This is a genomic window from Companilactobacillus heilongjiangensis, from assembly GCF_000831645.3.
Taxonomy (GTDB): Bacteria; Bacillota; Bacilli; order Lactobacillales; family Lactobacillaceae; genus Companilactobacillus; species Companilactobacillus heilongjiangensis.
Map to the genome: position 1 here is coordinate 2,456,836 of NZ_CP012559.1, position 14,358 is coordinate 2,471,193.

Annotated in this window: 11 protein-coding genes; 3 read left to right on the forward strand and 8 right to left on the reverse strand. The window is 39.0% G+C overall.

The window, feature by feature from the left end:
• Positions 1-2: 2 nt before the first annotated feature.
• Positions 3-1,034 carry a hypothetical protein gene (locus JP39_RS10980; RefSeq protein WP_041500167.1) on the reverse strand — a complete coding sequence of 344 codons (1,032 nt, stop codon included), beginning with the start codon at positions 1,032-1,034 and terminating at the stop codon, positions 3-5.
• Between the two features lie 244 nt (positions 1,035-1,278).
• Here JP39_RS10980 and JP39_RS10985 point away from each other — a divergent pair, with 244 nt between their 5' ends.
• Complete coding sequence (locus tag JP39_RS10985; protein ID WP_048699071.1) at positions 1,279-1,623, forward strand: helix-turn-helix domain-containing protein; 345 nt, start codon at positions 1,279-1,281, stop codon at positions 1,621-1,623.
• A gap of 105 nt (positions 1,624-1,728) precedes the next feature.
• Here JP39_RS10985 and JP39_RS10990 read toward each other — a convergent pair whose 3' ends face one another.
• Positions 1,729-2,802: a hypothetical protein gene (locus JP39_RS10990; protein WP_041500165.1), complete on the reverse strand. Its 1,074-nt coding sequence runs from the start codon at positions 2,800-2,802 to the stop codon at positions 1,729-1,731.
• 145 nt (positions 2,803-2,947) lie between these two features.
• Between JP39_RS10990 and JP39_RS10995 the strand changes: the two genes are divergently transcribed.
• Positions 2,948-3,610 carry an HAD family hydrolase gene (locus JP39_RS10995; protein ID WP_053085053.1) on the forward strand — a complete coding sequence of 221 codons (663 nt, stop codon included), beginning with the start codon at positions 2,948-2,950 and terminating at the stop codon, positions 3,608-3,610.
• A 105-nt stretch (positions 3,611-3,715) separates the two neighbouring features.
• On the opposite strand, the gene JP39_RS11000 is transcribed toward JP39_RS10995, so the two are convergent.
• Genes JP39_RS11000 through glgB form a run of 6 tightly spaced genes read right to left on the reverse strand, consistent with a single transcriptional unit; the run spans position 3,716 to position 13,619 of the window.
• On the reverse strand, positions 3,716-5,533 hold the full coding sequence (locus JP39_RS11000) for a glycoside hydrolase family 13 protein (RefSeq protein WP_048699069.1): 1,818 nt from the start codon (positions 5,531-5,533) through the stop codon (positions 3,716-3,718).
• 13 nt (positions 5,534-5,546) lie between these two features.
• Positions 5,547-7,952 (reverse strand): glycogen/starch/alpha-glucan phosphorylase, encoded by a 2,406-nt coding sequence (locus JP39_RS11005; RefSeq protein ID WP_041500164.1) that lies wholly within the window; start codon positions 7,950-7,952, stop codon positions 5,547-5,549.
• 37 nt (positions 7,953-7,989) lie between these two features.
• Positions 7,990-9,426, reverse strand: a complete 1,437-nt coding sequence (gene glgA, locus JP39_RS11010; protein WP_041500162.1) for a glycogen synthase GlgA — start codon at positions 9,424-9,426, stop codon at positions 7,990-7,992.
• Complete coding sequence (glgD, locus tag JP39_RS11015) at positions 9,419-10,591, reverse strand: glucose-1-phosphate adenylyltransferase subunit GlgD (RefSeq protein WP_041500160.1); 1,173 nt, start codon at positions 10,589-10,591, stop codon at positions 9,419-9,421. The genes glgA and glgD overlap by 8 nt, the downstream gene beginning before the upstream one ends.
• Positions 10,588-11,733, reverse strand: coding sequence for a glucose-1-phosphate adenylyltransferase (locus JP39_RS11020; protein ID WP_137619728.1), 1,146 nt, complete (start codon positions 11,731-11,733; stop codon positions 10,588-10,590). Before JP39_RS11020 ends, glgD begins: the two co-directional genes overlap by 4 nt.
• A gap of 5 nt (positions 11,734-11,738) precedes the next feature.
• Entirely contained in the window at positions 11,739-13,619 is a 1,881-nt protein-coding gene (gene glgB, locus JP39_RS11025; protein WP_371851529.1) for a 1,4-alpha-glucan branching protein GlgB, read from the reverse strand.
• A gap of 425 nt (positions 13,620-14,044) precedes the next feature.
• Between glgB and JP39_RS11030 the strand changes: the two genes are divergently transcribed.
• Complete coding sequence (locus JP39_RS11030; protein WP_041500156.1) at positions 14,045-14,347, forward strand: hypothetical protein; 303 nt, start codon at positions 14,045-14,047, stop codon at positions 14,345-14,347.
• Positions 14,348-14,358 lie beyond the last annotated feature (11 nt).

Consider the following 14,358-nt stretch of genomic DNA (forward strand, 5'->3'; position numbering starts at 1 on the left):
CCCTAATTCTTTTGCACAATCCAGTTAGATTTTGAAGTATCCATGGAATATGGTGATTCACCCTCACCAACAACTGAAACTAATTGCCATTTATTATCGTCGGTTAGTTGATAAGCCATTTGATATTCTTCCATCTGTGTACTTGAACTACCATAATCCGCATCATCGTCTGTTCTAAAAGCATGTTGATCAGTATCTGTTTTTTTGACTTTGGCATATGTTTGCACAAACAATAGTGTGGCATTCTTTAATTCCATAGTAGGTCGACTACCAATCTGGACATAAGTGGCATGGTCGCCATCAAAGAACCCGCCACTTGAGTGTTTTGATGATTTTTTATCATAGTATTGATTCATTACTTGAAAACTAGCTGCTGAATCGCCACGATAATTTGTTCCATCCAATGAACTAATTAACAATTTCGATTGATTAGGCAATTTGGAGGAATCATTAGTACTTGCTGCATCCAAATATTTTGGCAAATCATTGAATGCCATTTGGCTAATTTCTTTATCGTCAGCATTCTTCAAGTTGTAGAACGACATATTCATTTCATTCTTAGTATTAGTTTTCCTGAAGCCCAGCTTTTTATCGTAACTTTCAGATTCATCCATAGTAGATTGGCCTGAAGATGTTCCGACTGAGTATTCTTCAGTCATCAGTTCACCAACTACTGGCAATGAGCCACCAAACTTAACCTTGTCAAATTCATGCAACTTAGCTATATGAATTTCATTTGGATCGATGTTGACAGAAGTTTTTTTACCATTATCGTAGATGTACATCCATGAGGGACCTTTTGGTAATGCATATTTGTACTCTTTACCACGTGCCCTTTGCTTCTGCTTTGCTTTTTCAACCTTTTGCTTTGCTGCTCTTTTCTTTGCTCGTGTCTTATCAGCTTTATTTTCCTTAGGCGTTTCAGCTTTACGTGAATTGTCACTAACTGTGACATTACCAACTGAACATCCCGTCATGAAAACTCCACCACTAATTAATAAGACTGCCAGTGCAGTAATACTCTTTTTATTCATAAAGTTCCCCTATATTTATTGAATTATCGTCATTCATTTAATCCTTTAAGCAATAATTTTTCCGCCAATTTTTGAAGTCATTTTGATTATACAACTTTTTATAATCCTTTAGAACCACAATAATATATATACTAATGAACTATAGTCTTACAGTATCTGCTAATGCAATTCCTCATGGGAACTTATAACGTTATCTTTTCTTCATTACTCTTTAAACTAAGACTAAAAGTAAAGAGGTCACAATATGAAGAATAATGTGGGTGGCAACATCGCCAGAGAACGTCATAATCAAAATATGACGCAAGAGCAACTTGCAGAACTTAGTGATCTGACCATCAATTATTTATCTAAAATTGAACGTAGCTTCACTAAAAAAATAAGCGCTAATACACTCAGTAAGATTTCCAAAGCACTAGGTGTCACCATGGATTCATTAATGGACGGCGACGATATCAAATCTACGGAAAAATTTGGTCCCAACCTTAGACAACTAACTAAGTTTCTGAACGATTTAGAGCCTGAACAAGGAGAACAACTTAGCAAACGATTATTGGAAGTTATTAAATTGAGTCAAAAGACTAATAAATAAAAATTCATTGCACACAAAAAGCCCTGACCTCACATCGGTCAGAGCTTTATTTTTTCTGCTATTCGACAGTAATCTTGAAAGATTACACACTTCAAGTTTTCACTATTAAAACTTTATTTCGTATTCAAAAGCCATCTTTTTATAGTAGTCCAATTCAATGAAATCAGTTGGTCTAACTTCACCAGCATCTTTTTCAAAAAATTCTAAGCCCGCCAGCTTCAACATTTTATAAACGAACTGGGAGCAGAACATAATATTAGGCCTAAATGAATGCTTGGCAACCAATCCTACTAGATTATAAGCACTGCCCTCTTCATTAATTTCGGCGACTTTTTCAATCAAAAGTTCCTTCTGCCTACGAGTGACTGGCAAACTATATATCAAAACTGACGCATCATCCTTTTGATGAAAATATTGCACTGCTTCAGCGTTCATCCCCGGAGGATAGACATTATTTCCACCGTTGTAACTAATAATCGTATTAAGATCTCTATCAAAAGATAGTGACACGTGATTATACTGTTTCTGCGTAAATTGCGAAATTATTTCACTGGCCGGACTTCCGGTATTAGAAACCACCAAATAAATATGTCCATCATCCAAACTAGCTTTAGCAGAATCAAAATAGTAATCTGTCAGACTGCCATGGTTGATATAACGTGTTGAACTGTGTCGGGGAATGTCTTCCAGAACTGTTTTCATATGATTCATCGAAACACTTTTCTTCATATTAGACATGCTCTGCATCATCGACTTAATCCGCTGCGAATTATCACGTAATTCCTCAAAACTGATGGCAGTGACATCTTCAATCGTAGGCATGTAAAATTCGGTTCCATTCTTAGTTGTCGTAAAACGTTCGATAAAAAATGGAATTCCTAACAGAACTAATGCAAAAATTTTAGCGGGAAAGTACATAAAAGTGACACCGTGCATTGGAAAGACAACCAAGGATGCAAAAACTATTTGTGTCGCTAAAATAACGCCATAAATTACCGTTAAACTTACTTTTACCCGTCTTTTGAATCCGACTTTCATCCATGTTCGAATAATGAAAATCAATGCCAAATAGCAATAGGCAATAATCATGATTGGCAATGTACCCAACATAAATAATCCAATCAACAAAACTATACTCATCGTTCTGGATATTCTGTACTGGTGTAATAGATCGTTCATTCCTGAAAATCCCCTTTTGAAACAATATGGCTCTCATTATACTCAAAAACAATAACGTTTTATAGGTTATTTGATAACGGCGTATTAGTGTACAATCAAATCATAACAAGCATCCACCAACACACTGTACAAGGAAAGGAATTTTATGATGAATCTACGCGATAAAAAGTTTGTCTTCTTCGATATGGACGGAATCCTAATCGACACTGAAGGTTTATATTACTCAGCTCGCAAAGAAATCCTAGAAAAGTACGGCTTCCCATTCACAAAAGAAGATAACCAACACTACATTGCCAAAGGTTTTCCCGATACTAAACGTCGCCTACAAGAATTAGCAGGTGATCCAAAACTGGGCGCAAAAATTTTTGATGAATCAATGGAACGCTACCATGACAAAGTTTTAGCCGGCGAAGTAACACTTAAATCCGGTACGATAGAATTGCTCACATATCTACAAGAACACAACATTGCCCGCTACATCACATCATCTTCCACCAAAGAAATTCTGACGCTCAATGCCAAAAACACAGGTATAACAGACTATTTTACCGCCCTTATCAGTGGTGACGATGTAAAAAATAATAAGCCAGCCCCTGATATTTATTTACACGCGTTAGATGTAACTCACGCCAAACCAGAGGATGCGTTAATCTTCGAAGATTCCAACAGTGGCATCGAATCAGGATTAGCGGCTAAAATCGACGTAATAATTGTCCCTGACCTAGTTCAACCAAAGCCTAAATTGGCAAAACAGGCCGTGGCAGTTCTTCCTAATTTAAAAGAATCAATAAAATTATTTGAGGAATGATACCTAAAAACACTATATAAGTCTATTTCATTGGAATAAAAAAAAGACTGAATATCAGTCTTTTTTTTTATATACATATATATATTGAATCAGTCCCGGAGACGCCTAAAAATCTTCAATAATCTTAAATTCACCATGTTCCAAACTCTTGTCAGTCAAACATTTCTTAATCTCAACTGCCAAATCGGAAGGCACCACGTCCAACATTAAATCATTGGAGTTTATCTGACGTTCATTAGATGAAGTGTTCAAAACAACCAATAATTTCTTATCGCCTTGCCAGTAAACATATCCAATCCCATAATTGTCCAGATGAAATGGTGCAAATTCAGCATCATCAATCCAGCTATTACGTGAACGCCAATGATACAAATGTTCCACTGCCTGCTGTAAATTAGTATTGAGATCATCCCAAGGGAAGAAAGCTCGGTTCTCGGGGTCTTTCCCACCAGTCAAACCAGTTTCATCTCCATAATAAACACAAGGAACGCCGGGCAACGTGAACAGCAATCCAAACGCCTGCTCAAGCCAATCATGATTTCCATGCAAAGCAGTTAGAATCCGCCTCGTATCATGACTACCGATATTATTAAAATTATATTTGAAGACAGTCTGCGGATAATTCTCTTTCAACGTCATCAACTCTAACCACCACTCAGATGGCTTCAAATCACCAGTCAACACTCGAATTATCAACTTACGCAACGGATAATTCATGACCGCCTGCAACATGCCGCCTTCCAAGTAATGACGTCGTTTGCCATAAGCCAATTTATGCGAGGCATCTTCCCAAACTTCACCGATTAAAACTTTGTCAGGGTACTTGTCCAACGCTTGTCGAATACCCAAGATAAATTCATCAGGCAACTCATCAGCAACGTCTAAGCGCCAGCCATCAACACCACGACTAGTCCAGTAGTCAATTACTGAGTCATCGCCACCATAAATAAAATTCTGATAATCAACGTTTTCCTTATTAACCGTTGGCAAATCAGTGACACCCCACCAGCTATCATATTCTTGCGGATACTTCGTAAAAGTAAACCAAGGATAATAGCGGCTGTCTTTCGACTGTGTAGCACCAAGTGTTTCATACGTTCCAGCTTGATTGAAGTAACGTGAATTAACTCCGACATGGTTAAAGACACCGTCCAAAATAACGTGCATCCCTGCTTCATGGATCTTCTTAACCAAGCGGTCAAAGTCAGTCAAAGTGCCCAACATCGGATCAATTTTGAAATAGTCACTCGTATCATAACGGTGATTACTCATCGCCTCAAAGATTGGGCTCAAATAAATGATGGTCACGCCTAATTGCTTCAAATAAGGAATCTTCTTTTCAATTCCGAGTAAATTACCGCCATAAAAGTCCCAACGAACAACTTCTTGCTTATTGTTACGGATATACATTGGCAAATCGCTCTTTTGACCATAAATAAAGCTATTCGGTTTCGGATTATTAATGTGACCATCAGAATTACCATTGTTAAAACGGTCGACAAAGATGTGATAACCCAGACCATGCTTATACCAATCAGGAATCTTTTCAACATGACTCATAACGGTTAACTGGTACATTTGGACGTCCGAGCGCTTCAAATAAATCACGCCTTCACCGCCAAAGCCGCCATCTAGACAGCCATAGAAACAGCTTTCCTGATTCGTAATAACTTCAAAATAGTAGAAAAACAAACCCGAAGATATCGGTGTAAATTCAGCCTGATAAGAATGTGGTCCCAAGTTCATCTGAAACTGATGTTCCGTATCCCAGTGACCATCTTGTGCCACATGCAGAATAACTTGTTGAATATCATTGCTAGAATGAACTCTTATATTAAAATCAACTTCAGTTCCTTCGACCACCGCGCCGAATGGAGCTTTTTTTGACGTTTCAAATGAATTGTACTCAATCACAATACTCATTGCATGGGCCACCTTATTTCAAAATCCGCTTATATGGAACTTGCCAAATATCCTCAGCGTAACGGGCTACTGAATAGTCAGCTGAGAATGTTCCGGATGCAGCAATATTAGCCAAGGACTTCTTCTGCCAAGTCTCGACATCTTTGAAATCTTGGGAAATCTGTTTCTGCTGTTTGACGTAATCGGCATAATCAGCCAAAACGAAATATTCATCATTATATTGTAGTAATGAATCGTAAATCTCACGGCCCTCAGTCGAAATACCCGGAATCATATTGGTAATTAAGCAATTAACGACTTTTTGTAACTCAGGATTACTGTCATAAATAGCTTTTGAACGATAATCATTGCGGTGATAATAGCCGTAAACATCGCTCGCTGTGAGTCCAAAGGTATACTCGTTTTGCTTGCCGGCTGCCCGAATGATATCAATATTTGCGCCATCTAATGTGGCCAATGACAAAGCACCATTAGTCATCAATTTCATATTGCTAGTACCAGATGCTTCCTTAGAGGCTGTCGAAATTTGCTCACTAATATCAGCTGCGGGAATAATCAACTCACCCAACGAAACACCATAGTTAGGTATAAAGACAACTTTCAACTTATCACCGATATCAGGATCATTGTTGACCAAATCGGCTAACGCATTGATAACCTTGATAACTGACTTGGCATAGTGATAACTAGGAGCTGCCTTGGCACCAAAAATGTGAACTCGTGGTGTAACTTCAGCCTTAGGATCGTGCTTGATTTCCAGGTACTCACGAATAATCTCTAGCATATGCAACACTTGTCGCTTATACGCATGCAGCCGCTTGATTTGGACGTCAAAAATAGCATCGGTTCGAATCGTAATTCCCATTTCGGACTGTACATAATCGGCCAAACGTTGCTTATTTTCTTTCTTAACATCAACTAATTGATTCAAAAACTTAGTATCGCCTTCAAAGGCTGACAATTCCTGCAACAATTTCGGATTGAAGTGCCACTCTTTACCAATCTTACTGTCAATCAACTTAGTAAGCGGTTGGTTAGCAACTTCCAACCAACGACGTTCAGCAATACCGTTAGTCTTATTGTTGAATTTTTCAGGATAAATTCGGTAAAGATCAGCTAAAACATCTTTTTCTAGCAACTCGGTGTGTAATGGTGCAACCCCGTTGACGCTGTGACTACCAATAACAGCTAAATAAGCCATCCGAACTTGGCCATCACCCAAAGGAGCTGTTCGATCGACAATATCTTCACCAAAAACAGGAATTTTAGCAGCACGATAACGACGATTAATTTCCTCGACGATTTGATAAATTCTGGGAAGCAAGCCTTGGAACATTGGAATTGGCCACTTCTCAAGTGCTTCTTGCATAATTGTGTGGTTAGTATAACTCATAGTTGACGTTGTGATTTGCCAAGCCAAGTCCCAAGGACAATCGTGTTCATCCATCAAAATACGCATCAATTCAGGGATTACCAAGGTTGGATGGGTATCGTTGATATGAATCGCAACTTTTTGGGCAAAACGTTTGAGGCTAATGTGACCTGACAGATAATGACGGACAATACTTTGGACACCAGCTGAGGAGAAGAAATATTCTTGACGCAAACGCAACGAACGTCCTTCTTCATTACTGTCATCCGGATACAAAACTTTAGTAATATCATCGATATTGTCACGCTGACTTTGAGAATAATACTTTTCCTCAGCGTTTGGTGGCAATTCAGCTGACCAAAGCCGCAATGTATTCGTAACCACATTGTGATAACCGATAATGCCGGTATCATAAGGAACCGCCAAAACATCATCGGTGTGATCATAGACTGGTTTCAAACTGCCATCTGGTTGCTCTTGCATCCAAACGTGACCGCCAAATTTAACTAAACAAGCCCGATTTTCACGTCTGACTTCCCAAGCATTACCATTACGGAGCCAATCATCAGGCAATTCAACTTGATAGCCATCCATGAAGACTTGCTTAAATAGACCGTAACGATAACGAATTCCGTTACCATTACCAGCCATTCCAATACTTGCCATTGAATCCATGTAACAGGCGGCAAGTCGACCCAAACCACCATTGCCAAGTCCAGGGTCGGGCTCAGCTCGAACAATTTTATCGAAATCTAGGCCTAAATTTCTAATACCTTTTTTGACGACATCAGTAATGCCCAAATTCAGCATATTTGATTGGAGAAGTCGTCCTGGTAAAAATTCAATTGAAAAATAATATACTTGTTTGACATCATTTTTACGGTAACTCTTAGAAGTATCCGTCCAGTTCTCACTGTTATAACGCTTAATTAAATGTCCCAAAGCCATGTACTGCTCCATTGGTGAAGTGTCTTTTAATTCCACCGCATAGGCAGCCCTAATTTCGTTAATGTAATCTCTGACAAACTCGGCTTCTTTTAATTCCATATTAATACCTCTGTTATTCTAAGAGATGCAAACTGACTTAATCAGTCAATTCTTGATACAAATTACGATATTTAGTAGCTGAATTTTCCCAGCCAAAGTCTTGTTCCATCCCTTGCTTTCTGAGTTCTTGCCAAGTTTTGGGAGCTTTAGTATATAAATCAAAGGCGGAATCTAACATCTTGCCCAAGACTTCAAAGCGATAATCGTCAAATCCGAAACCAGTTCCTTTTTTGGTGAACTTATTGAACGGCACCACTGTATCACGTAATCCACCTACGGAATGGACGATTGGTACGCTACCATAGCGCATTGCCATCATTTGTGATAAGCCACAGGGCTCAAAGGCTGATGGCATAACGAAAGCGTCACTTCCGGCATAAATTAACTGTGCCAACTTCACATCAAACTCGATTTTAGCAGCAAGCTTGTCAGGATAGGCATCTTGGTACCCTCTGAAACCTTTTTCCAAATCTGGGTCACCAGTTCCTAGAATGACAACTTGTACATCATGATTTTGTAAAAATTCATTCAAAGCATCTAACAACAGATCCATACCTTTTTGACGTGTTAAACGTGAGACGACTGCAAAGATAGGCACATCTTTTTGAGGTAGTCCAACAGCCTTTTGGAGGGCCTTTTTATCAAGTGCTTTACCCTTCATATCCTTAACGCTGAAATGTTCCGGAATATTGGTATCAGTTGCTGGATCATAGATTTTCATATCGATTCCATTAACAATTCCGTGTAATTTATAGGAATTGTCACGTAATATGCCATCTAAATATTCACCAAAATTAGGGGTTTGAATTTCTTTAGCATAGCTGGGTGAAACTGTGGTAACAGCATCCGCAAACGTGATGCCGCCTTTCATAAAGTTCACATTTCCATAGTATTCAACGCTACCCTCATTGAAAGTCCGACGGCCAATGCCAAATAAGCTGCCCAAAATAATTGGGTCATAGATTCCTTGGAATTGAATATTATGAATCGTCAAAACTGTCTTAATATGGCGATAAGCGTCAATCCAGTTGTATTTATCCTTCAATAATACGGGAATAAAGGCGGTGTGCCAGTCATTTAAGTGCAATACATCTGGAATATAGTTGACCTTTTCTAGCATTTCACAGACTGCCAATTGGAAAAAGGCAAACCGTTCGCCATCGTCCCAATAGCCATACAAGCTGTCGCGGCCAAAGTATTCTTCGTTGTCGATCAGATAGTATTGAATCCCGTTGAGTTCGAGCGTTTTGATACCACAATACTTCGTCTTTTCACCGACACGAACGGTAAAGTGCATCAAGTCTTTAACTAAATTACGATATTTTTCCGGAAAAAGCTTTCCATAGTAAGGTATAGCTATTTTTACTTCATTATCTTGGTGCAGAGCTTGTGGCAAAGCGTAAATAACATCCCCCAAACCACCAGTCTTATAAAAAGGTGCTGCTTCTGCTGCCGCAAATAAAACCTTATTCATTAGATACCTCCGTTTGCCGAAATATTCGTTCGCCTTTACCAATTACAAGAGGTTTTTCAGGTGTCCCCATCAATTGCATATTTGGACCAATGACTACGTTTTTGTCGATAATGGCATTTTCAACTTTCGTCCCGGCACCAATTCTGGTCCCTTGCATAATGACGGAATCCTTAATTTGTGATTTGCGATTAATGAACACATTTCGGAAGATAACTGAATGATCAATTTTTCCTTCAATGTAGCCACCAGTACCACAGAGACTGCCTTTGACATGCGAACTCTTAGCAAAGAACGTTGGAATTTCATTCTTAACCTTCGTGTAAATTCGACGCTGAGTATAGAAGAGTGATCTGAAATTATCTTCTGCCAAAATCGACATGCTGGCATTATAGTAGCTTTCGATATCATGGATATTAGCGTAGTAGCCAGTATATTCAAAGGCGTTGGCACTGTGTTGCATAACCGCTTGGAGCATCAAGTCCTCTAAACTGATTAAGTCTCCACGTTCATTAGCTTCCTTCAAAATGTCGATTAAATCAACTGTACTCATCATATAAATGTTCAAACTCTTGGCAAATTTACCGTTCTCATTTGGAACAACATTCTTGCTGGCAGCAGGTAAAATTGCGGTAGCCATCCCATTATCAGTCAATTGTAAAACCGATGTGCTTGGGTTAGCTTCTTTGGCATCGATACTCTTGTAGACTGTTGTGACTGGATTGTCGCGTTCTTGGTGATAACGTAACAAAGCACGGAGGTCGATATTACAAATATTTCTCGTTCCCATAATTACGGAGTACTCACTATTGCTGCGTTTCAAAAAGAGAATCGTATTGTCGTAATAGTGATGAATCAATGTTTCCTTCTTTTGTGGAGCAATCAATGACAAATCATTGTATGGAAAATTAAATAATCCACCGCGAATAGTATCCAAATTCCAATCATTACCACTACGCAAATGGTCCGCAACTGAACGGCCTGAACGTGGTGAAATAATCATGGCGTTTTGAATTCCGGCGTTAGTAATGCTGGAAAGTGGAAAATCAATCAAACGATAGCGACCGCCAAAAGGCAGAGTTCCCACTGGACGGTTCGTTGTTAATGGCTCGAGTTGTTCCCATGGTTCAACTAAATTTATGATGGCACTCACACTATTATGTTTCATGATTTTTTAACCCCCAATACTTCGCCGTAACCTACAACGGCAATATCATCTTCAGTTCCTTTAACAACAGCATCGTCACCAATAACTGCTTCTTCTCCGACTAATGCATGGTCGACCACAGCGTTCTTTCCAATCGTCGCTCCAGGCATAATCATACTGTCCACGACTTTACTACCGGCACCGACTGAAACACGCTGTGACAAAATCGAATGGTCAACTTCACCGGCAACATAACAACTGTCAACAATCATTGAATTATTGATATTGCTTGTCGATGTCAAATACATTGGTGGCAAAACTTGAGCTTTGGAATTGATTCGCCAATTGTGGTCGCCGATATTCAGGCTGTTGTATGGAGAAAGGAATTCCATGTTTGCTTGCCAGAGACTTTGGATTGTACCAACGTCACGCCAGTAACCTTCAAATGAATAAGCGTAGGCGGATTCATTATTTGCTAAATACATTGGGATAACATTTTTACCGAAGTCTTCTAATTCTTTGTTAGTGCTGAAACTAGTGGTTAGATAATTTCTCAAAGTTGCCCAGTTGAAAATATAAATACCCATTGAAGCCTTGTTGCTCTTAGGATGTTCTGGTTTCTCTTCAAATTCGATGATGCGGTCAGTTTCATCCGTATTCATCATTCCGAAACGTTTGGCTTCTTCAGGAGTTACCGGAATAACACCAACAGTTAATGAAGCTTTCTTAGCTTTGTGATAAGCCAGCATTGCTTCATAATCCATCTTATAAATGTGGTCACCAGAAAGGACTAGCAAATATTTTGGATTCTGTTGGTCAATATATTCAATATTTTGGTAAATAGCGTGGGCTGTTCCTTCGAAGAACTTTTCTCCTTCTGTCGATGAGAATGGCTGCAGAACAGTAACGCCACCCATTTGATCATCCAGACCCCAACTGGAACCATTTCCGATGTGAGCGTTTAGTTCCAAAGGTTGATATTGGGTGATGACCCCGACAGTATTGATACCTGAATTAGCGCAATTGCTTAGTGTAAAATCAATGATACGATAGCGTCCTCCAAAAGGAATCGCTGGTTTTGCTGTGGATTTAGTCAATTTTCCTAACCGACTACCTTGTCCGCCGGCAAGAATGATTGCTAACATTTCATTATTTTCGTTCATTTGACTCACCCTCTATTAAGTTTGGTTGGTCGAATCAATAGCGCTCCCATAGCTGGAAGTGTCACCGTAAAACTAGCAGGTTGGCCGTTAAAAGGCGTTTTATCTGCTGTGAATTGCGTTTCCAGTTTGGTCCAAGTACCGCCAAAGCGCTCATCTTCCGTGTTAATAAGTAATTCATAATCACCTGAATATGGAACTCCGATACGATAATCCTGTTTCTCGACTGGTACAAAGTTGAAAGCTGCCACGACGAATTGACGTTTTTTCTTACCTTGACGAATAAAGCCCATCGTTGAACTTTCATTGTCATCCGTATTGGAATAAATCATCCCTTCAGGCTCATAGTCCTGTTCCCAAAGTGGCCGTTCATCGTGATAAACATCATTGATGGCCTTCGTAAATGCCTGCATCTTCTGATTCAAGGGATCCTTTAGATCGACCCACTCGAGCTGACTCCAATCACGCCATTCCAAAAATTGACCCCATTCTGAACCCATGAAAGTTAATTTTTTACCCGGAAAGGCTAGTAAATAAGTAATCATCGTCCGCAAATTAGCAAATTGATTGTAGCGGTCCCCCGGCATCTTGTGCATCAACGACTTCTTACCGTGAACAACTTCATCATGAGAAAATGGCAAAATAAATTTTTCATTGTACATGTAAACAAAAGCAAATGTTAATAGGTTGTAGTGATCGTGACGATAGAGCGGATCCATTTCGAAAAATTTCAACGTATCGTGCATCCAACCGAGATTCCACTTGTAGTCAAATCCTAAGCCACCATCGACAACAGTGTCCGTAACACCTTTATATGCTGAAGATTCTTCGGCAATCATCAATGTATCAGGATGTTCCTGATGGACGACTTGATTCAGTTTTTGTAAAAATTCGATACCTTCTAAATTACGATTATCACCGTATTTATTGACCAAATTTTCCTTGCCGACGTCATAATCCAAATAAAGCATGTTTGAAACCGCATCAACACGCAGTCCATCCAAGTGACATTCATCAATCCAATACAAGGCACTCGAAATCAAGAAACTCTGCACTTGAGCTTTGCCCAAATCAAAATTCCAAGCACCCCAACCTTTGTTATCAGCTCGATTTTCGTCCTGATATTCAAACGTTGGCGTCCCATCATATTGATAAAGTGCATCGTAATTTCTAATAAAGTGTCCCGGAACCCAGTCAACAATGACCCCGATATTTGCCAAGTGACAGTTATCAATGAAGTTTAAGAAATCTTCTCGACTACCAAAACGACTCGTAGTAGCGAAATATCCTAATTGCTGATAACCCCAAGAAGCATCCAAAGGGTGCTCCATGACAGGCATCAACTCAATATGCGTGTAACCAAGCTCTTTAACATAAGGAATCAATTCATCCGCATACTCAGAATACGTATAATAACTGTCATCATCGTGTCGCTTCCAAGAACCAAGATGAACTTCATAAATATTCATCGGTCGTTGTGCTGGTTTACTCCGCTTTCTTCGTCCGAGCCACAAACCATCGTGCCATTTGTGACCGATTGGAGGTGTGACAACCGCCGCATCTCCAGGTTTTCTTTCGAACTGAGTCGCGTATGGATCTATCTTTAAATTACGTTTGCCATCAGGTCCAACAACCGCAAATTTATACAAATTACCCAATTTGGCATTATTAGTTTCGATATGCCAGATACCAGTATTTTCAATCTGTTTCATAGGACTATCTTGCCAATCGTTAAAATCACCAACGACCGCGACGGATTTAGCATTTGGAGCCCAAACATTGAATTCCGCTCGACCTTCATCGTGCATGTGACATCCTAAGAAACCATAACTTTTAAAAGACCTCCCCGTGTTAAACAAGTAACTTTTATCAGCTAATGTGTCTTGCAATACCAACCCAATCACTTCCCTTCAAAGAAACGTGAAAATTGTAACTATATTTATTTAAACATCTCTGTTATAACTTCATTATAAGTTAGTTATTGACAATTGTATTCATTTTTTGTTGAAATTATATCGAATAAATTTTTAACGGTTATTCGTTGATATAATTGTTATTAAGCGCTTACATAATCTGGAGTATACAAGATGTCACTTAGTAATGGTTGGTTTTTTGAACTTTTTAGCTTTTTATCTGTTAAAATCGTTCATTTATTCACAATAGGCACTAATTATTATTTCTTTTTGACATATACCAATTTTTAGCTGTAAAAAAACAGTTCTCACGGATATTGTTGGGCAATCTGCCAAGTTTTTTTGACGGAATTAGTCTGGTGATACAATTAATTTATACATTTTTAGAAAGGTGAACTGATATGGCTGAAAAAAATGACCAGCTTATCAAAGCTAAAGCTTTGATCAAGCAACTTTATAACTCAACTGACGATACACGTTTGCAAGCTCCTTTGATGAAAGCTTACAAACGACTTGAAGAAGGAACTGATGTGATTGATTTGGTTGCGCATGCTGCTAGTGCTGTGAACTATATTCGTTTGACTGAAGAAATTTCTTTGACCGCTGAACAAGAGAAATTGTGGCGTGAATTAAGAGACCTTGGTTCAGCTGCTATTTTGTATCATGATCCTAAGAACAATTTATTGGACTTGAGTGAAAAGTAAAAAATAAGCTT